The organism is Thiemannella venezuelensis (assembly GCF_014203605.1).
Taxonomy (GTDB): domain Bacteria; phylum Actinomycetota; class Actinomycetes; order Streptosporangiales; family Streptosporangiaceae; genus Planomonospora_A; species Planomonospora_A venezuelensis.
The window spans coordinates 34,857-52,259 of sequence record NZ_JACHJJ010000037.1 but is presented as its reverse complement, the minus strand read 5'-3'; the positions used below and the strand labels follow the sequence as shown (position 1 = coordinate 52,259).

The 17,403-nt window shown below is 72.1% G+C and carries 20 protein-coding genes, 1 pseudogene and 1 riboswitch; of the genes and pseudogenes, 10 read left to right on the top strand and 11 right to left on the bottom strand.

Translation table 11 applies throughout. The features are described 5' to 3' along the window. Nucleotides 1-335 precede the first annotated feature (335 nt). Nucleotides 336-1,121 carry a class I SAM-dependent methyltransferase gene (locus FHS22_RS34730; protein WP_184948440.1) on the top strand — a complete coding sequence of 262 codons (786 nt, stop codon included), beginning with the start codon at nucleotides 336-338 and terminating at the stop codon, nucleotides 1,119-1,121. A gap of 100 nt (nucleotides 1,122-1,221) precedes the next feature. Here FHS22_RS34730 and FHS22_RS34725 read toward each other — a convergent pair whose 3' ends face one another. From FHS22_RS34725 to FHS22_RS34715, 3 genes are all read right to left on the bottom strand, one after another. After that, entirely contained in the window at nucleotides 1,222-2,292 is a 1,071-nt protein-coding gene (locus FHS22_RS34725; RefSeq protein WP_338048094.1) for a methyltransferase domain-containing protein, read from the bottom strand. 798 nt (nucleotides 2,293-3,090) lie between these two features. Next, nucleotides 3,091-4,515: a 3'-5' exonuclease gene (locus FHS22_RS34720; protein ID WP_184948438.1), complete on the bottom strand. Its 1,425-nt coding sequence runs from the start codon at nucleotides 4,513-4,515 to the stop codon at nucleotides 3,091-3,093. Between the two features lie 126 nt (nucleotides 4,516-4,641). Next, nucleotides 4,642-4,887, bottom strand: coding sequence for a hypothetical protein (locus FHS22_RS34715; protein WP_184948437.1), 246 nt, complete (start codon nucleotides 4,885-4,887; stop codon nucleotides 4,642-4,644). Between the two features lie 310 nt (nucleotides 4,888-5,197). On the opposite strand from FHS22_RS34715, the gene FHS22_RS34710 reads away from it, so the two are divergent. Beyond that, nucleotides 5,198-5,416: a Flp family type IVb pilin gene (locus FHS22_RS34710; protein ID WP_338048093.1), complete on the top strand. Its 219-nt coding sequence runs from the start codon at nucleotides 5,198-5,200 to the stop codon at nucleotides 5,414-5,416. A gap of 218 nt (nucleotides 5,417-5,634) precedes the next feature. Here the strand turns inward: FHS22_RS34710 and FHS22_RS34705 are convergent, their stop codons facing one another. Continuing rightward, nucleotides 5,635-5,805 (bottom strand): hypothetical protein, encoded by a 171-nt coding sequence (locus FHS22_RS34705; RefSeq protein WP_184948435.1) that lies wholly within the window; start codon nucleotides 5,803-5,805, stop codon nucleotides 5,635-5,637. Beyond that, nucleotides 5,768-5,941 carry a hypothetical protein gene (locus tag FHS22_RS34700; RefSeq protein ID WP_184948434.1) on the bottom strand — a complete coding sequence of 58 codons (174 nt, stop codon included), beginning with the start codon at nucleotides 5,939-5,941 and terminating at the stop codon, nucleotides 5,768-5,770. Before FHS22_RS34700 ends, FHS22_RS34705 begins: the two co-directional genes overlap by 38 nt. A 164-nt stretch (nucleotides 5,942-6,105) precedes the next feature. On the opposite strand from FHS22_RS34700, the gene FHS22_RS34695 reads away from it, so the two are divergent. Beyond that, complete coding sequence (locus FHS22_RS34695; protein WP_184948433.1) at nucleotides 6,106-6,966, top strand: hypothetical protein; 861 nt, start codon at nucleotides 6,106-6,108, stop codon at nucleotides 6,964-6,966. Here the strand turns inward: FHS22_RS34695 and FHS22_RS34690 are convergent. Further along, on the bottom strand, nucleotides 6,958-7,122 hold the full coding sequence (locus FHS22_RS34690; RefSeq protein WP_184948432.1) for a hypothetical protein: 165 nt from the start codon (nucleotides 7,120-7,122) through the stop codon (nucleotides 6,958-6,960). The genes FHS22_RS34695 and FHS22_RS34690 overlap by 9 nt on opposite strands. Nucleotides 7,123-7,246: 124 nt before the next feature. Here FHS22_RS34690 and FHS22_RS34685 point away from each other — a divergent pair, with 124 nt between their 5' ends. Further along, complete coding sequence (locus FHS22_RS34685; protein ID WP_184948431.1) at nucleotides 7,247-9,868, top strand: ATP-binding protein; 2,622 nt, start codon at nucleotides 7,247-7,249, stop codon at nucleotides 9,866-9,868. A 183-nt stretch (nucleotides 9,869-10,051) separates the two neighbouring features. Here FHS22_RS34685 and FHS22_RS38710 read toward each other — a convergent pair whose 3' ends face one another. After that, on the bottom strand, nucleotides 10,052-10,186 hold the full coding sequence (locus FHS22_RS38710; protein WP_260408588.1) for a hypothetical protein: 135 nt from the start codon (nucleotides 10,184-10,186) through the stop codon (nucleotides 10,052-10,054). A gap of 80 nt (nucleotides 10,187-10,266) precedes the next feature. On the opposite strand from FHS22_RS38710, the gene FHS22_RS34680 reads away from it, so the two are divergent. Further along, complete coding sequence (locus tag FHS22_RS34680; RefSeq protein ID WP_184948430.1) at nucleotides 10,267-10,440, top strand: hypothetical protein; 174 nt, start codon at nucleotides 10,267-10,269, stop codon at nucleotides 10,438-10,440. A 298-nt stretch (nucleotides 10,441-10,738) separates the two neighbouring features. Then, a complete protein-coding gene (locus tag FHS22_RS34675) occupies nucleotides 10,739-11,317 on the top strand; it encodes a hypothetical protein (protein ID WP_184948429.1) in 579 nt (192 codons plus the stop codon). A gap of 81 nt (nucleotides 11,318-11,398) precedes the next feature. Here FHS22_RS34675 and FHS22_RS34670 read toward each other — a convergent pair whose 3' ends face one another. Further along, entirely contained in the window at nucleotides 11,399-12,073 is a 675-nt protein-coding gene (locus FHS22_RS34670; RefSeq protein ID WP_184948428.1) for a TetR/AcrR family transcriptional regulator, read from the bottom strand. A 72-nt stretch (nucleotides 12,074-12,145) separates the two neighbouring features. On the opposite strand from FHS22_RS34670, the gene FHS22_RS34665 reads away from it, so the two are divergent. After that, on the top strand, nucleotides 12,146-13,669 hold the full coding sequence (locus FHS22_RS34665) for a flavin monoamine oxidase family protein (protein WP_184948427.1): 1,524 nt from the start codon (nucleotides 12,146-12,148) through the stop codon (nucleotides 13,667-13,669). A gap of 119 nt (nucleotides 13,670-13,788) precedes the next feature. Further along, nucleotides 13,789-14,073 carry a hypothetical protein gene (locus tag FHS22_RS34660; RefSeq protein ID WP_184948426.1) on the top strand — a complete coding sequence of 95 codons (285 nt, stop codon included), beginning with the start codon at nucleotides 13,789-13,791 and terminating at the stop codon, nucleotides 14,071-14,073. Here the strand turns inward: FHS22_RS34660 and FHS22_RS34655 are convergent. The 3 genes and pseudogenes from FHS22_RS34655 to FHS22_RS34645 all read right to left on the bottom strand — a co-directional run. After that, a complete protein-coding gene (locus tag FHS22_RS34655) occupies nucleotides 14,013-14,258 on the bottom strand; it encodes a hypothetical protein (RefSeq protein ID WP_184948425.1) in 246 nt (81 codons plus the stop codon). The two genes, FHS22_RS34660 and FHS22_RS34655, sit on opposite strands and share 61 nt — an antisense overlap. Before the next feature lie 92 nt (nucleotides 14,259-14,350). After that, entirely contained in the window at nucleotides 14,351-15,613 is a 1,263-nt protein-coding gene (locus tag FHS22_RS34650) for a WD40 repeat domain-containing protein (protein WP_184948424.1), read from the bottom strand. A 149-nt stretch (nucleotides 15,614-15,762) separates the two neighbouring features. Continuing rightward, a pseudogene (locus FHS22_RS34645) lies at nucleotides 15,763-15,867 on the bottom strand (hydroxyurea phosphotransferase); the annotation flags it as partial. Between the two features lie 256 nt (nucleotides 15,868-16,123). Then, nucleotides 16,124-16,246, top strand: a riboswitch (cobalamin riboswitch). A 56-nt stretch (nucleotides 16,247-16,302) separates the two neighbouring features. On the opposite strand from FHS22_RS34645, the gene FHS22_RS34640 reads away from it, so the two are divergent. Both FHS22_RS34640 and FHS22_RS34635 read left to right on the top strand, forming a co-directional pair. Beyond that, entirely contained in the window at nucleotides 16,303-17,010 is a 708-nt protein-coding gene (locus tag FHS22_RS34640) for a (2Fe-2S)-binding protein (RefSeq protein WP_338048092.1), read from the top strand. 47 nt (nucleotides 17,011-17,057) lie between these two features. Continuing rightward, entirely contained in the window at nucleotides 17,058-17,393 is a 336-nt protein-coding gene (locus FHS22_RS34635; protein ID WP_221474502.1) for a hypothetical protein, read from the top strand. The last annotated feature ends 10 nt before the right edge of the window (nucleotides 17,394-17,403 follow it).

Here is a 17,403-nt window from a genome sequence, read left to right as displayed (position 1 = left end):
AACTCCGGCGGATAGTTGTTCGGCACAGTGGACTCCTTCTTCCGGGAACCAGGGTTCCCCAGAGGTCAGGTGTCCACCAAACCGGGTCAACTCCACCCAAGCCCGAGCCGCGTGATCAGACAATCCGGTGAACGTTCGTGGTCACCTCACCAAAGAGGGCTATGCGGCCTGTCCGCATCCGGCCGAGCGTGTCCGCGCAGCCCAGGGCGGTGATCACTCATCGTGATCACCCGAAGGGATGGAACGTCCCGGCGAGGTGACCAACACTGTCCTTCGGGCTGCGATCCGGCCGCCCGAACCTACCTTCGAGCCGGAAACCGATCCAGGAGAGGCCAATGGAGACACGGGAAGGGCAGCGGGCCATCTGGGCCGCAGGAGACTACCGGACGGTGGGGGCGCAGTTCCTCCTCGCCAGCGAACTGCTCACCGAGGCGCTTGACCTGCGGGCGAACGAACGGCTGCTCGACGTGGCCACCGGCACCGGCAACCTGGCGCTCGCCGCCGCCCGCCGGGCCGCCGCCGTGACCGCCCTGGACCTCGTCCCGGACCTGCTCGGCCACGCGCGGCGCCGGGCCGACGCGGAAGGGCTCGCCGTCGCCTTCCACGAGGGCGACGCCGAGGACTTGCCTTTCCCTGACTCCTCCTTCGACGTGGTGACCTCCGCGTTCGGTGTGATGTTCGCCCGCAACCAGGAACGGGCCGCCGCCGAACTGATGCGCGTCTGCCGTCCCGGAGGCCGGATCGGCCTGGCGACCTGGACCCCCGACAGCTACATGGGCCGCATGCTGGAGCTGAACACCCGGTACGTCCCCGTCCCGGAGGGCACGCACCCGCCCACCCGGTGGGGCACCCGAGAAGGGCTGACGGAGCTGTTCGGCTCCGGGACCGGGATCCACGCCACCCCCCGCACCCTGCGCTGGCGCTTCCCCTCTCCCGCCGAGCACGCCCAGGTCTGGGCGGAGGTGTACGGTCCGACCGCAACGGCCATGGACGCCCTCGGCGAGGAAGGACGGGCCGCGCTGGTCGGGGACCTACTGGCGCTGGCCGAGGAGCTCAACGCCGACACCACCGGAGCCCTGTTGCTGCCCTTGGACTATCTGGAGGTCGTGGTCTCTCTGTAGTGCGGTGACCACGAACGTTCACCGGGTTTGCCGATCACGCGGCTCGGGTCCGGGGACGGTCCCAGACGCTTCGGCCCCGCGTCGGGCACTCGTCGCCCGGTCAGTCGATGCGGCCATGCCAGCCCGTTCCTCCCGCCTGGGTCAGGTGAATCGTCCCGGCGGGATCGACGCGCGCCTTGGCACCGTACAGCGGGATGCGGCCGGTCAGTAGCCAGTCGCGGCGCACCTCCTCCAACAGGTCCCACAGCCGGCGCGGACCGGCCTGGTGGACGAGCGGCAACTCGCCGCCGCAGGCGCGGGCCCGCGCCCAGGACCCGTCGGCGTGCGCCATCCACGCGGTGCGCATGCCGTCGTCCTCCTCGTAGTGGTGCGCGATGCCGGGCACCGCGACCTCGAGCATCGAGGCGACCTCACCGAAGGGCGCCACCCGCCCGAGCGGGTAGCGGCCTCGGGTGATCTCCTCGCCGTCCTGGTCGCCGATGGCGGCGATCAGCGCCTGCTGGTCCGGTGGCAGCGCATCGCCGGGCAGGGCGGGCATGAACGTGATCCGTTCCCACTCGATCCGGCCCTCGGTGCCGCCGTCACCGCTCGCGGTCGCCGTCAGCAGCAAGCTGGTGCCGGAGATGACGGTGACGAGCCGGCCGCCGGGCCGCAGCGCGGCCAGCCAGGTCGGCGGGATCGGCCGGACCGCGGTCATGGAGACGATCCGGTCGTAGGTGCCCGGCAGCGGGCCGGTGCCATCAGCGCACAGCACCGGCGGGTGCAGGCCGATCGCGGCCAGGCGCGCGGCGGCGGCCGCGGTCAGGTAGGGGCCGACGTCGACGCTGGTGAGGTGGTCGTCGCCGAGCAGCTGGGCGGCCAGGGCGGTGCTGTAGCCGGAGCCGGTGGCGATGAGCAGCAGGTCGTCGCCGGCGTAGACCTGGCCGTGACGCAGCATCCGCATGACCAGACGCGGCATGGCCGACGACGAGGTCGGGGTGCCCGACAGGATCTCACCGGGCCGGGCGTGGTCGGCGTGCTGCCGGTCGATCTCGGTGACCAGCGAGGCGTCGCGGTAGGCCGCAGCCATCCAGGCCGTTTTGTCGTCGGCGCCCGTGCGGGCCTGCCAGGTGCCCCAGGTCGCGCCGTCGGGGACGGCCCACCAGCACGGCAGGAACACATGGCGCGGCACGGTGGCGAGGGGCTGATGCCACCGGGATCCGGCGGGAACGATTGCGGCGGCGAGATGTTCAGCGTGCTGACGCCAGGCCAACGGCTCCTCCCTCAGATGATGGTCACCGCGCCGACCATGAACTCAGCGGGGAGGCTCTGGGGCCCCGCTGAGCTCCACCGCCTCCTCACCACAGAGGATCAGCGTGCGTGGATCGCGGCAAGAGGAGAGGTATCAGTTTTCGCCGTCCAGCAGGTGCCGGTTGGCGGACTTCCCCTGGAGGGCCAGGTCCTCGATCTCGGTGACCGCGATCCCGGCCTGGGCGAGTTCCCCATGATCGTCGCCTGTGCCGTCAGTGACGGCCTCGCCACCGCCGCCGCCATCACCCGGATGTACGGCACCGCGACCGCGGACCTCACGCTCCGTCGGCGGACGCAGTCGTGCGCCCTGTTCGACCAGGAGTGGACCTGGCGGGAGCCCGGACTGGTGCGGTCGGCCAATGGCGGCCCGGCCCGGATGCTCCGCACGAGCCCCGGCAGGTCACCTTCGTCGGCGGAGTGGCGCAGCTGGGCACCACAGCCGGAGCGGCGTCGTGATCCCCATAGGCGGGCCCGCCGCCGACCGGCTCCGGGCGGCGATGTCCCTGCCCCGGACGTGACCGCCATGCGGCGCCTGGAACACCTCCTGCGGGAACTCCTGCTCCACCCGCAGACGGTCTACGACCACGACGTGAACCGCCTCGGCTTTTGCGGAGGTGATGTGCCCTGTCTTCCATGGAATCTGGCGTGGTCCAACCAGTCACCACCAGCCGATCGGCCATCACTGCCGATGAGGCCCTTCATCCCGAGCTCTATCGGCTGGGTTGTCGTTCAACGGATCATGCGGTCGAAAGCGTTCGGGGTGACGATGGGATGCCGTAGGCGCGGGTTTTGCGGGCCTTGCCGGAGAGCGTGTCGGGGTCGGCGGCGACCAGGAGGCGGACTTTTTGGTGACGCCGGGGTGGGGGACGTAGCCGGCCCGGCGCGCGCGGTTCTCCCAGGTTTCCCGGCCGTCGTCCATCTCGCCGGTGAAGACCACCAGGTCGCCTGGGTTCAGCTGGAAGCGGGAGAGCGCGGGGGAGGGCTTCTGGGAGGCGCGGTCGAGTGCCTCGTCGGCGGCGTCACCGGGCAGGCCGAGCAGGGAGGCGACGAGGTCGATCTCCTGTCGCTCGGCGTCGGTGACGACGCCGTCGGCCAGGGCGGCGTGCGCCAGGGCGGTCAGGTAGTCGCGGTGCAGCCGTTCGGCGTCGGCGCGGGTCAGGCCGAGGTCGGCGGTCAGTCGGACGAGGGCGTCGGCTTCGGAGGCGGAGACGTGCCGGTCGAGCAGGGCCTGGTAGAGCAGGGCCTGGTCGAGCAGGGCGAGGTAGGAGTCGGCGGCCGCGGGTTCGGGGACGCGGGGGAGCCGGTCGAGGATGCGGGTCAGGAAGTGGCTGTCGCGTTCGGCGGAGACGCCGCGCCGTACCCAGGGTGTTCCGGTGTCGGGCAGGCCGGGCCAGGAGGCTCGCGCCGCATCTGCGAGCAGGGAGCGCCACGGGGGAGTGGGGCCTGTCAGGGTGAGGTAGTGGCGCAGCAGGCCGGCGGCGGCGTGGGCGTCGACGAGCGCGTCGTGGTGGCCGTCCAGGGGGATGTCGGCCACGGCACAGCAGCCGGCGAGGTTGCGCGGAGCGTCGGGGAGGAAACGCGTGGCCTCGGTCATGGTGCACACGCCGAGATCGTGGTGGAGTGGCGTGCTCACGCCGAGGCGCTGGAACTCGTGGGACAGGAAGCCGAGGTCGAAGGGGAGGTTGTGGGCGACGGGGACGCGCCCGCGCAGCAGGGTGGTCAGGGTGGCAGCCGGATCCGTCCTGGCCCGCGCCGCCGCCTGGCTGGCAGTTCTGGGTGCCGGCGCACGCTCCGGCACCTTCCGCCGTGGTCCGCCGCAGCCTGTCCCTGCACCTGTGCCGGCTCCTGCACCGCCGTCTTCGCCGTGGAGCGGTCCGGCCAGGGCGCTGCGGCGGTGGGCGGTGGTCAGCGGGAGCCAGCCGAGGAGGTGGCCGTATCCGCCGCACAGGGACTCTCCGCCGCCGCACACGACGTGCTCGTCCGCGGTCGGTTCCACCTGGTAGGAGTCGTAGGCGACGTGCAGGCCGTACAGGTTGGGCGGTCGGGCTCCGGCGCGGGCGAGTTCGGCACCGATCTCACCGGGCGCCAGGTCGGTGAAGGCCATGTGGTCGATCGCGGCAAGCAGGGCCGGCAGGTGGACGGTCCGGCGGGGGCTGGTGGCCTCGGCGAGAAGATCACGGATGTCGGGCGGGAAACCGGAGTCGCGGAGGCTGCAGGCGTAGTCGCGTTCCTACTCGGCAGTGGGGGTGAAGCGGGCGGGGGCGAAGCCGACCTGGGCCTCGCCGCCGGGGACCAGGGTGCAGGTGGTGTCGTCGCGGTGGAACAGAGCGCGGCGGAAGCGCCGTCCGGCGTAGTCGGCCTGCTCCAGGCGGAGCAGGTCGGACGAGAGCTCCTGCGCTGGGCGTTCGACGTGGTGGAGGGCCTGGTGGTCGTCGAGGCCGTTCCAGTGGGTGGTGGTCAGGTCTGCCGGGGACATGCCGGACAGTCTGTCGAATCGCCTGTCGGCGCAGGTCGCGTGTTGAGCCGGGGGTGTGGCCCTGCGACGGCCATCGGGCGCACTGGATCTTCGGCAGTGACTTTTCGGACAGCGGTTCAGGAAGTGTCTGCAGGGTCGATGTCCGTGGAAGTTCCGGGTGGTTCTGCCTGCGACCCACGACGGCATCGACCACAATATGCACACAGACAGTGACTCTGTGTATGAGAAACGTGCGGTTTGCGTAGGTCACGTGAGAGTCGCGTGCCCCGTACTCCCGCGCGCCCCCCGGCAATGAAGGATGTTGAGGTTCGTGGCCCATCCCTGGATTGTTTACCTGCAGGCCTGCTTGGCCGTTCGCATTCATCGTGCGCGTACGGCTCCGACGCGCGGTGCCTCGGCCGTCGAGTGGGTGATCATCACCGCCATCATCGCGGGAGTTGCGCTGGGCCTGGCCACTCTGATCAAAACCGTGGTGGAGCAGAAGCAGGGCGAGATCCAGAGCAATCTCGGCGGTGGCGGCCGGCCCTGAAGCGAGCATGCCGGCGGCCCGGGCCGTTCGCCACGGGGGCCGCCGGCGTGTTCCCCGTCCCGCCTGCCGGGACGGCGTGCGGTCGGTCAGCGGTCGCCCGGCCGGCCGGACGCTTTGCAGCCGTCCCAGGTGACGCGGTTGTTCGCACCGGTCCGCCCGTGGCAGAGCTTGAAGACCTTGACCGAACCGAGGAAGGAACTGCCGGTGGCGCAGCTGCCCTACGGCGCCTGGACGACGAAGGAGTCCCTGGCGTCGACGGGGTTGTCGTTGTGCCACACCGCCTTGTAGGCGAGGTCGTCCACCTTGGCGTCGCAGACCTCGATCGTCGAACGGTCGGCGGGTTCCGGAGATTCACCGCCGCTCGAACGCCGTGGCGGCCGGCTGATCACGCAGGTAGTCGTAGTCGCTGAGCACGGGCCGACGCTCACCGTCCAGGATCACGACGGCCGGGCGGTCACGGGCGACGATGCTCTTCTCCAGTCGGCCGACCACGTCGGAGAGGAGGGCTGTCGTCTCGCCGTTCATGCCGCTCCCTCCGCTCCTGAACATCCGCTGCCGACATCGAACCATCATCCGGCGGGATACGTGACGAGAGCATGAGATCCGGATTATCCGCTGCTCGCCTGTTCACGGATGCCGTTCGAATGCGGCGGCCCCGTGCTTTCCCCGCCCGTGTTCCAGGAGCCGCCGTGCGCGCAGTGATCTGGCCTCTTTTGCTGGTGCTGCTGCTGGCCGGCTGCGGCGGCGGCCGCATGTCGGAGGGAGAGTTCGAGGACCGGGCCCGCGAGGTGGCCGAGCGCTGGCACGGCTCGGCGGCCGGCCGCACGTGGCGCGAGGGCTTCGTGCCGCTGGAGCACCTGGAGGCGGCGTCGGGCTGGAAACGGCTGCCCGCCTGGGCGAACCGGAGCGACCACAACGGCGCCTGGACCCTCGATACCGACCTGCCTGCGGAGACCCCGCCCGCCCGGCGGCTGGAATGGCCGGACGGTTCCACCCTGACGGTTCCGCTGGTCACGGCGGCGCAAGCGTACGAGGAGATCAGCAAGCCGGCCGGCCTCATCGAGGACGAGTGCCCGCCCGCCGGGTGCCGGAAACTGCACGTGACCGGCGTGAAGCTCGGCGACGTGCCGATGCGCACCAACCGGGGGACGATCCAGGTACCCGCCTGGCACTTCACGCTGAAGGGCCTCAGCGCGAGGTTCGTCCGCGTCGCCGTCCACCCGTCGGCGATCACTTCGCGTCCGGCGGCTCAGGGCGGCGGCGAGCACGCGGAGGTGATGGCGTTCGACCCCGTCCCGGGTAAGGAGCGGGACCTGCTACTGCGCTACCTGCACGGCGCCTGCGACCAGGCTCGCGGTGTCCGTGCCTACGAGACCCGTGACCTGGTGGTGGTCGACGTGGACGTCGAATCCACCGGCGACGGGGTATGCCCTGCGATAGGCAAGATCGACCGGATCACCGTCACGCTCGACGCGCCCCTGGGGGGTCGGCTCCTGCTCGACGCCGGGGACGGACTGCCGGTGCTGCCCAGCGCGTTGGCATCACGCTGAGAGCCTCGCCGTACCGGCCTGCTCGGGAGCGGGGGTGAAGCGGGCGGGGCCGAAGCCGGCCCGGACCTCGCCGCCGGGGACCGGGGCGTAGGTGGTGCCATCGCGGTGGAACAGGGCGCGGCGGACGCCTCTCTGCTGGTGCTCGGGGTTTCCCACCGGCGCAGAAGCGGTACGGGCCCAGGTATCTCAGGTCTCCGGCCGCCGCGACAGGCGCTCGTAGGGGCTGGTGAGGACCTGATCGTCTGGTGGGGGACACGACGTGGGCCGCATGATCGAACTGATGCGTTCGGCGATGACGCTGGCGGTGCTGGCCGCGCTCGGGGTGGCCGTGGCCGGGGCCGGGGCGACGGCCGTGGTCGCCGATGCCCTGCGCGAGAGCCAGTTGCGCCTGGCCGATGAGACGGTGCAGCGGCGCGTCTCGTTGATACGCGAGGTGATCGAGACCGAGACCGGCCGCTACGCCGATGCGTTGCGCCTGGTGGCCGCTGCCGCCGGTGCCGCCGACCCGCTGACCGGTACGGCGTTCGCCCGCATGGTGGAACCGCTGCGCCAGCGGCGCCTGCCCGGCGCCACCTCGATCACCTTCCTGGTGCCCGCCACCGACGCGCAGCTGCCCGCCGTGCAGGCACGCTGGCGGACGCGCGGGCAACCGGCGTTGCGGCTGAGGCCCGAAGGACACGTCGATGAGCACATCTTCTTCGTGCTGGCGCAGGAGATGGCGCCGGGCGCGGTCCCCGTGCTCGGTACCGATCTGACCGCGAGTGCCGCACCGGCCCGGGCGGCGGCCGAGGCCCGCCGCAGCGGCCAGGTCGCCGTCTCCGACGCCTTCCATCTGCTCGGTGATCGTGATCTGCCCGATGATCGGCGGCAGCTGTCGTTCGTGCTGACCGCCCCGGTCTACGGGTCCGCCGCCGGTGGCGGCCGCGGACGGCCGCTGGCGGGCTGGGTGATGCTGGGCCTGCGCGGTCAGGACTTTCTGGGCGCTGTGCTCTCGCGCATCGCCCAGGGGGCTGACGTGCACCTGCGCGCCCGCCAGAGCGACGCCACCTCGGCCACCGTCGCCTCGCTGGTCACCGCCGGTGGAAAGGAGTTGCACCGCAGCGTGCGCATCCCTGTCGCCCAGCAGTCCTGGCAGCTGGATGTGTCCATCGCGCGGACGCAGGTGCCGGGGGCCCGCGGCCTGGCCGGCACCGCCGTGATGATCGTCGGCGGCACGCTCAGCCTGCTGCTGACGATCTTGGTTTTCACCCTGGGCGGCGGCCGGGCCCGGGCCCGCGCACGGATCAAAGCGGCCACCGCCGACCTGCGTGCGGCCGAGACGGCCGCACGCGGCCAGGCGGAGCTCATGAGTGCGATCCTGGACAGCATCAGCGACGGGGTCGGCGTGATCGACGAGCACGGGACGTTCCTGCTGCACAACCCGGCCGCCACGACCATGCTCGGCACCGGAGCCGATACCGGTGAGATCGCCGCCTGGCAGCGCCACTACGGCCTCTTCACCCCTGACGGCACGGCTCCGTTCCCGACCGAGCAGCTGCCGCTGGTGCGGGCGCTGGCCGGTGAGCACGTCGAGCAGGTGCCGATGATGATCCGCAACGATGCCCGCCCCGGCGGGGCCGTCATCTCGGTGTCGGCCCGGCCGCTGGAAGCCGCTGGGCGAGCCGGTGCGGTGGCGGTCTTCCACGACATCACCGATCGCGCCCGCGCCGAGGAGGAACTGGCCCGCACGGCCGCCAGGTTGCGGGCCGCCCACGACGAGCTGACCGCCCAGAAGGCGTATTTGACCCAGGTCCTGGACGCCATCAACGTCACCGTGATCACCTGCGACGCCGACGGAGTGATCGTGCACGCCAACCGGGTCGCCCGCAGCGCCCTGCCCAGGGACGGCCGGACGCTGGTCATCGCCGATGCCACCCCGCTGCTGGCCGTGGCCTACCCCGACGGCCGCCCCGTCCCGCCTGAGGAGAACCCGCTGACGCGGGCCCTGGCGGGTGAGGACATCGACGGTATGGAGCTGATCATGACCCTGCCCGGCGGCGATCGGCACATCCTCATGGCCCACGCCCGGCCCCTGCGCGACGCCGACGGCCGCATCATCGGCGCGGTCGCCTCCTCCTTCACCATCACCGCCCTGCGCGAGCGTGAAGCCGAACTGGCCGCCTTCGCCGGCATCGTCGCCCACGACCTCAAGCGCCCCCTGGCCACGGTGCGCGGATTCGCCGAACTCCTGCACGAGGAGCTGACCGACCCCGCCGGACCGGCCGGTTCGCGTGCACCGGCGGCCGGCGCGGACGGCTCCAGCGGCATCGTGGCCGGTGACCATGCCCGGCACCTGGAGCGGATCCTGGCCGCGGTCACCGGCATGAGCCGCCTGATCGATGACCTGCTCGCCTACGCCACCGCTCGCGACGCCACACTGACCCTCACCAGCGTCGACCTGAAGACGCTGGTGCAGGAGGCCGTCGCCGAGCACCTGGCCGCCGCGGCCGCCGACCCGAACCTCCCGCCGCCGCGGGTGTATGTCGGGCCGCTGCCGGTGGTGTGCGCCGACGCCCCGCTGACCCGCCAGCTGATCAACAACCTGATCGGCAACGCGATCAAGTACACCCCGCCCGGCCAGGCCGCCCACGTCGACGTCACCGCCGTCCCGGCCGAGCCGGGCTGGGCCCGCATCGAGGTCGCCGACCGCGGCATCGGCATCCCTCCCGGCGAGCACGCCGCGATCTTCACCGGGTTCCACCGCGCGGCCACCGGCTACACCGGCACCGGCCTGGGCCTGGCCATCTGCAAACGCGTGGTCGAACGCCACGGCGGCACCATCACCGCACACGACAACCCCGGCGGCGGTGCCCGCTTCGTCTTCACCCTGCCCGCTCCGGACGGCCCCCAGCCCGGGGAGTGACGCCCACCGGTCGCCTGGGCTCCGGCCTCGGGGGCGCGGTAGAAGCCGCCGAAGACCCGCGCCGGATCGCCGGAACCGACATCCGTCCTCAGATCGTCAAAATCCGCGAGCAGATGACGTTGTCCGCGCAGGGTCCTGATCCGCCGGGGTGACCAGGACCCAGGGGAACCTCTCAAAGGGATCTCAGGGGTCGGCGGGCTTCCAGTCGTCGACGTTCTCCCGCAGCCAGTCGTGGGTGGCGTCGTCGATGTCGGCGTAGGTGATCCCCATCTCCTCGATGGGCCGTCCGACGGCATCCTCCCCGGCGCTGCCCTTCACCACGCTCAAGGTGGGCGGAGATCGCGGCGATCACCAGTTTCTCGTCATCGCCGCTGGCCGGGCGTGCCCATGCGTTGCTGGTGGCCGGAGGCCCGGACCTGGGCTTCCAGATGGCCGCCTCCAGCAGCCGGCTCGCCCACCTGGCCGTCGTCGACATCCTGCATGCCGCCATCGGCCTGTCGGCCCCGGCCCGCTCGCACGTCGCGATGCGGGCGGCCGCCGACCTCACCGGCGCCAACAGCATCCACGGCTGATTCCGTCCCTGGTCGCAGGTCGACCCGCCGTTGCGGCCCTTGGCGCAGAAGCGGCGCTGATGGCGCGGGGATCCGGGCCCGCCCCGGGAGGTCCGGCGGCGCTCCGATCCCCCGTTGACTGTCTTGTCCACCGTACAATACGATCTTCTTGGTCACTGTACAGGAAGTTCGCGGGGGATGCGGGGACCAGCGGATGCCGAATCCGGGACAGGTACCGAACCGTGCCCCTGCAGGGCGCGTGAGGGACGCGCGCCGAGGACGGCGGTCGCCAGGCCGCCGGCAACCGAAGGAGAGCAGGATGTCCGTACTGAACCGGGCCGGGAAGGCCGCGTCGGCAGCACCTACCGGGCGGCGAACGGCGTCGGCCGCCGTGCTGGCGGCGGCACTCGTGCTGGGGGCTGCGGCGGCTCCGGCCGGCGCGGCGGCACTGTCGCACTCGGCCACGGCGGCGGCCGCCCCCTCGGCCTCGGCCGGAAAATTCGGGCCGTTCGGATTCGGAGGTGTGCGACTCGGGATGAGCGTCAAGAAGGCCAGGGCCACCAAGAAGATCGTGTCCACCTTCGGCTCCGGCCCGTGCACGGCATGGGACCTGAAGGCATACCCGAGCGGCGGCGACGGTGTGGGCCTGTACATCTCCAAGAGGCACGGCGTGGCCGTGATCGCCGCGCCCAAGGGAGTGAAGACCCCCCGGGGAATCACGATCGGCTCCACCGGCAGGCAACTGAAGAAGGCCTACCCCGGGATACGGAAGGCGGTCAACGGATACGCCGTCATCACCGTTCCGGGCAATGCGAAGGCCGACTACCTCTTCCAGCTGTCGCGCGGCAGGGTCAGCGAAATGATCCTGGCCCTGAAGAGCCAGGACTGCACCAACTGACAGCGTTCTGAACCAACCGGCAGCGTTCTGACCACTCCGGGCGGCCCGGCGGGAATTCCCGCCGGGCCGGTCGGCTCCTGCTCACCCGGCCGCTCGTGCGCTCAAGCCGTCCAGGATCGCCTCGATCCCGGCCTCGAAACTCGCCTCCAGATCCAGGTCGCGGATCTGCCCGGCCAGCCGGTGGGTGCTGGGGAACTCGGCGGCGGGCAGCGCCGACAACTGGTCGAACTCGCTCTCGTCCGGCGGGCCGATGGTGGCGTTGACCTCGGCGAGCGTGAAGCCGGTGGCGTAGGAGAAGATCAGGGTGCCCGCCTGCACGATGCGCACCGGAGCAAGGCCGGCCTCCTCCAGTGCGCGGTACAGCTCCTCGTAGATCCTGTACTCCTGCACGGTGCTCTCCGGATAGGAGACCAGGTAGGGGAACAGCCGCGGATGGGCGTGCGCGACCTGCCGCAGGGCCAGGCACAGCGCCCGCACCCGGTCCCGCCAGGTGCCGGTGCGGGCCCGGGTGAAGTCCATCTCCTCCAGGACGGTCTCCACCACGCCGCGCAGCACCGCGTTGCGGGTCGGCAGGTAGTAGTACAGCGCGGTGGGGAACACGCCGAGGTCGGCGGCCAGCCGCCGGATGCTCAGTGCCTCCACGCCGGCTTCGTCGATCATTTCCAGGGCCCGTCGCAGGATCAGTTCCCGGGACAGCGGCTCTCGCTCCGGATCGGCCGCTTGGCGGGCGTGCGCTCCGGCTATCTCCTTGACCATGTTGTCCACCGTACAATAAATTCCCTATTGTTCACCGTACAGTGAGATCTACCAGGGATGATGTGAAACAGCATGCGCCTGAGCAGGAGAGGACTGCTGGCGGGGATAGCCGGGCTGTCCGCTGCCGCCGCCGGGACCGCCGCCGCCTACCAGGCCGGTGCCTCGTCGGCCCGGTACCGGACCGGGAACCGATGGGAGGTCGGCCGCGACGGCGGCCCCCCGCCGGGCGGCGTCGCGGGCGACGTCACCCGCGTCATCGTGATCGGGGCGGGGTTCGCCGGTCTCGCCGCGGCCAACGCTCTGACCTCGGCGGGGGTGGAGGTGCTGGTCCTGGAGGCGAGAGATCGCCTGGGCGGGCGGATCCGCACCGCCGAGATCGGTGGGACCGACATCGACCTGGGCGCCGCGTGGATCCACACCCCCCAGGGCAACCCACTGGCACAGCTGTGCGAGCGGACGGGCATCCGGCGGCTGCCGTACGCCCTGGACGACCTGACCGCCGGAGTCGCACTGGTGGACGGAGGAGGCGCGCAGGTGCGCGGATCCGGCCGATCGAGCCTGATCCGCAGCGCGGCCGGCTTCGAGGGCGCCGCGGCGAAACTCGCCGCCCGGTCCACGCCCTCCGGCGCTCCCACCGGCCCGGGGCGGGCCGCGGGGGGAGGGCGGGAGACGACTCTCGGCGGCCTCATCGACGCCTACTGCGCCGCAGAGCCCGACACCGGCCGCCGCGAGTGGATGCGGTTCATCCTCCAGACGGTCGTCGAGACGGAACTCGCCGCTCCGGCCGCCGAGCTGTCGGCTGCGGTGCTGGAGGTTCCCGAGCCGTACGGCGGCGGCGATGACGTCCCGGAAGGCGGATACCGCCGTCTGATCGCGGCGCTCACCCCCGATGCGGCCGTCCGGACGGGTGCGGCCGTGCGGACGGTCCGTGCCGACGGCGCCGGCGTGACCGTCGAGACGACCGACGGCCGCACCGAGCGCGGCTCGCACGTGCTGGTCACCGTTCCCCTCGGCGTCCTCAAAGCGGGGACGATCGGATTCCAGCCGGCCCTGCCCGCGTCGAAGGCGCGGGCCGTTGCGGCGCTCGGCTTCGGCGACTTCGAGAAGGTGGTTCTGCGCTACGGCTCCCGGCACTGGGACGAGGCCGCCACCGGGTTCCTGGTCCGGCACGGGGGCACCCCGCTGCGCGCCTGGATCGACGCCACCGGCCCGGCCGGCGCGCCCACCCTGGTCGCGCTGGCCGGCGGCCCGGCAGGGCGCGCGCTGTCCGCCCTGGCGGCGGAGGAGGTGCTGCGGCGCGCCCAGGACGTGCTCGTCACCGCGACCGGCGCGCGGCTCCCGGCTCCGGCGGCCTGGGCCGTCACCGGCTGGCGCAACGACCCGTTCGCCCGCGGCGCCTACACCCACCTCACCCCCGGCGCCGGCGTCGCCGCGATCGAGGAACTGGCGGTCCCCCTGGCCGGTCGCGTGCTGTTCGCCGGTGAGGCGACCTGCCCGGTGCGGTTCGGCCACGCCGACGGCGCCTTCGTCTCCGGCATCCGCGAAGCCAAGCGCCTGCTGGGGGCCCCGTCGGTGGAGCTGAGGCTCCAGGCCTGAGCTTCCCGCCGCCCGCAGCCCCGACCCGCGGGCCACGCCGGGAGTCGGCCGCGGCCCCGGGTCACCACCATCGCAGGTCTGCGCCGGTGGACGATGACGGAACGGGAAGGACGGGCACCATGCTGGACTCCGAGGGCATGATCGGCTGGTTGCCGGTGGAGATGGACCGGCCGCAGCCGCTGGGCGCGGTGGTATGGCAGGTCGCCGCCACGGTGGTGGCCGGTCGTCCGGTCGCCCTGGCCCTGCGGGAGGACCTGCTGGGCAGGTGGGACCTGGCCACGGGGGCGGACGGGCTGATCGGGAGGAGCGACGAGCCGCGCACGGCATGCGTGAGCGAGGACTCCTACGGCACCGGCGGCACCGTCACGACCTCGATCCATCCGTCGTCGATGCCCGTCACGTAACCGGGAACCTGCCCTGCCTCGCCCATCCCGATCGCCGGCTCCGCCTCCGCGGCGACGGCCCGCAGGAACACCGTCGTCTGTTCGGAGGCGACGGCCCGCCAGCGGCCGTAGGTGCGGAAGTTGTCCACCGTCGAATCCTCGATGAACCCGACCAGCCGCTTGCGGTAGTGCACGGGAACGTCCATGCCGTCCTTTCGAAGGTGACAGCGGGCTCGCCGTGGCGAGTCCTCACTGTCTCGAACCACGTTCTTCGGCCGGCCCCGGGGCGCCATGCCTTTCAGCAGGGATCCAGCACCGCGACGTCGGACCCGAAGCCGACCACCAGGCGATCCTGCGACGGTGCGGCCAACGCGGTGATGCGAGCCGGAAACACCAGCGCCGGGCCCGCCTGACGGCCGGTGGCCAGATCCCACGCTCGGAGTCGTCCGTACCCGTCGTGCCATTCGCCGCTGACGGCAAGCGGCCTGCCGGCCGCGGTCACCGTTGCCAACGCATGGGCTCTGACGTCATCGGCCACGGGTGCACCGACCTGCCGACCGGCTGCCGGATCCCAGAGCCGCACCGTGTGATCCCAGCCCTTGGTGACGACCACCGGCCGCCCGCCGACCGACGCCACCGCCGCCAGGGACACCTCGTACTCCTCCCCGAACGGCACCCCGATCCGACGGCAGGTGCTCAGATCCCACACCTGCACCGTCCCGCAGCCGTTGTCACCGTCGGCATCGGTCACGGTGACGGCGACCGGCCGGTCGTGGAGCGAGGCCGTGGCCACCGACACCAGGCGGCCCTCCTCGGCGAGCGGCGCCCCGACCTCGTGGCCGGTGGCCGGATCCCACAGCCGCACCGTGTCGTCCAGGCATCCGGCGATCAGCACCGGCCGTCCGTCCAGCACCGCGACGGCCATCGCCGGGGCGTAACCCGCGTCGGTGAGGATCTCCCCGACCTGCTCGCCGGTGGCCGGGTCCCAGACGCGCACCGTCCCCTCCGGGCCGCTGCCGGTGATCACCCGTGGACGATCACCGATCACGGTCACGGCCACCTGTCCGGCTCCGCCCTCGTCACGAACGGGCCTGCCGATCTGCTGCCCGGCGGCAGGCTCGCGCAGCCGTACCTCGCCGGCCTCGTCGGCGGTGACCATGAAACGGCCGTCCGCCGTCACCGACACCGCGCGTATCGCGGCATCGTGGCCTGGCCGGGCCTGCGGCGCCGCACCGGCCGTCCGGGACCCGGCAACCCAGGTCGGGCTCCATCGTGGCGGAGGATGGCCGTCCAGCCGGGTCGCGGTGATCCTGGACGCCAGCTCATCTCCGCCCAGCCGGGCCGCATCCAGTGCCAGGATCTGCCGACGGGCGGCCTCGGACATGCCGCGGTGCAGATGCGCCGAAGCGCGATACACCGCCGCGATCAGGCTGTCGTGCGCATCGGCAGTCTGCTCCAGCAGCGCGTCGACCTGTCCGGGAGCCGCAGTGATGAGGAACCGCATATCATCCAGCAGCCCGTTTCGCGCCTGCGGTCCGGGATGAGAACACTGGTCGGACATGACCGGCAGCATACCCGGATCGATCAAGGACGCCGCGGTGCTGGGGCCGGGCACCCAGGCGGCCAAGCGCGAAGGCGTGCGCTCCGAGCTCAAGCGGCTGACCGCGCGCTGAAGGCCCAGGTCGTCGCGTTCGCGGCGCGTCACATCGCGGCCGGCCAGGGTTCCCGTTGCCCCGCCAGGACGTTGCCGTAGTGCAGGTCCCAGTGCAGCAGGCGGTCGCCGGGCTCGACGACCAGCTCAGCCACGGCGGACGCGCGGGTGCGCAGCTTCGATCATTGATCGCCCCGGCCACTGCTGGTGGCCACGCGGGCCCACACGCCGGCGAACGTCGATCTTCCCAGGTCAACCGGTCTCCGAGGAGGAACCGCACCCGAACGGTTCACCCGTCCGGCTCCCGACCGGCCGATTCCTCTACCCGGCCACCGCGGTGGACTTGCGCTCGCGCCGGCCGGCGGCGCCACCGCCTCCCGGGCGGGTGTGAGACGATGCCCGGAAAGGCGACGGCGGAACGAGGAAACCGGTGCGACTCCGGTGCGGTCCCGCCACTGTGATCGGTGAGCGACTCCCGAGCGAGCCACTGCCCTGCGGGGTGGGAAGGCCGGGACGAGCGTCGACCCGAGAGCCAGGAGACTCACGCGGTCGCCTCCTCACCAGCCGGGGCGGATCTCCCCGAGAGAGGACGGGCGCCTGTGCCTGCGTGCGCGCACGTGCGTGACCTGGCCGCGATGGGAGACTACTTCGCCGTCGAGGCAGGACCTGCGGGGGAGGGATGGCGACCCGTCGGCGAGCTGATCCAGGACGCCGATCTGCTCGCCGCCCGCGTCGCCGGCGCCGCCGGGCGCCTCGGCACCGGTGAGCGCCGGGTGGCGGCGTCCATCCTGTTCCAGGGACTGGCGGCACGGTTCCTGTCCCCGCCGGTCGGGCTGCTGGTGCTGTACGGCGCGGCCGGCGGCTTCGATCCACAGAGGGTGCACTGGCGCCCGGTGCCGCACGGGCCCCTGCCGCTGCGGCTGGAGGAATGGCCCTTCCTGCCGGTAGCGCAGGGCGACGGCGCCGCCCTGCTCTACCGGGCGATCGTGGCGGGCTTTCTGGAGCCGCTGGCGGACACGGTCGGCCGCATCGTCCCGGTCGCGCCGGCGATCCTGTGGGGCAATGCCGCCTCGGCACTGGCCGGGAGCGTGCAAACACTGGCCCGGCATCGGCCGCAGCACGCCTCGGCCGCCCTGTCACTGGGGCGCGAGCTGCTGGCCATGGGACGTCTGCGCGGCCAGGGGACGTTCGCCACGCGGCCGTTCTTCACCCGGCGCACCTGCTGTCTCTACTACCGGGTGCCCGGCGGTGGCACGTGCGGCGACTGCGTGCTGCGCCACCGGCCCGTCCGGGGAAGGAATACGTGAAAAGGATCACCGTGTGCCGGGACTGCTGCTGCGGGAGTGCCCGGAAAGTGCCCGCCCTCGACCACGACGAGCAGATCCGCCGGTTGGCCGGGGTCGCCGAGGTCCGGGTGACCGGCTGTCTCGACGTGTGCGACCAGGCCAACGTCCTGATCGTGCAGCCGACGCCGGAAGGGCGGGCGGCCGGTGGCCGTCCGGTCTGGCTGGCCTTCGTCAACGACGAGAACGCCACCGCCGACGTCGCCGAATGGGTCCGCGCCGGTGGTCCCGGTCTGGTTCCGCTGCCGCCGGTCCTCGAACTGCACCGTTTCACCTCGCCCCGCCGCCGCCGTACCTCTCGCGACGGTGATCCTCCGGCAGCAGGCACCTCGATCCCGCGCCGGTGACACCGGTCCA

Excerpts from the sequence above, each read along its gene's own strand:
- FHS22_RS34730 (WP_184948440.1), top strand. The coding sequence starts at position 336 with ATGGAGACACGGGAAGGGCAGCGGGCCATCTGGGCCGCAGGAGACTAC.
- FHS22_RS34720 (WP_184948438.1), bottom strand. The coding sequence starts at position 4,515 with ATGGCCTTCACCGACCTGGCGCCCGGTGAGATCGGTGCCGAACTCGCC.
- FHS22_RS34715 (WP_184948437.1), bottom strand. The coding sequence starts at position 4,887 with ATGTCCCCGGCAGACCTGACCACCACCCACTGGAACGGCCTCGACGAC.
- FHS22_RS34700 (WP_184948434.1), bottom strand. The coding sequence starts at position 5,941 with ATGAACGGCGAGACGACAGCCCTCCTCTCCGACGTGGTCGGCCGACTG.
- FHS22_RS34685 (WP_184948431.1), top strand. The coding sequence starts at position 7,247 with ATGCGTTCGGCGATGACGCTGGCGGTGCTGGCCGCGCTCGGGGTGGCC.
- FHS22_RS34675 (WP_184948429.1), top strand. The coding sequence starts at position 10,739 with ATGTCCGTACTGAACCGGGCCGGGAAGGCCGCGTCGGCAGCACCTACC.
- FHS22_RS34670 (WP_184948428.1), bottom strand. The coding sequence starts at position 12,073 with ATGGTCAAGGAGATAGCCGGAGCGCACGCCCGCCAAGCGGCCGATCCG.
- FHS22_RS34665 (WP_184948427.1), top strand. The coding sequence starts at position 12,146 with ATGCGCCTGAGCAGGAGAGGACTGCTGGCGGGGATAGCCGGGCTGTCC.
- FHS22_RS34660 (WP_184948426.1), top strand. The coding sequence starts at position 13,789 with ATGCTGGACTCCGAGGGCATGATCGGCTGGTTGCCGGTGGAGATGGAC.
- FHS22_RS34655 (WP_184948425.1), bottom strand. The coding sequence starts at position 14,258 with ATGGACGTTCCCGTGCACTACCGCAAGCGGCTGGTCGGGTTCATCGAG.
- FHS22_RS34650 (WP_184948424.1), bottom strand. The coding sequence starts at position 15,613 with ATGTCCGACCAGTGTTCTCATCCCGGACCGCAGGCGCGAAACGGGCTG.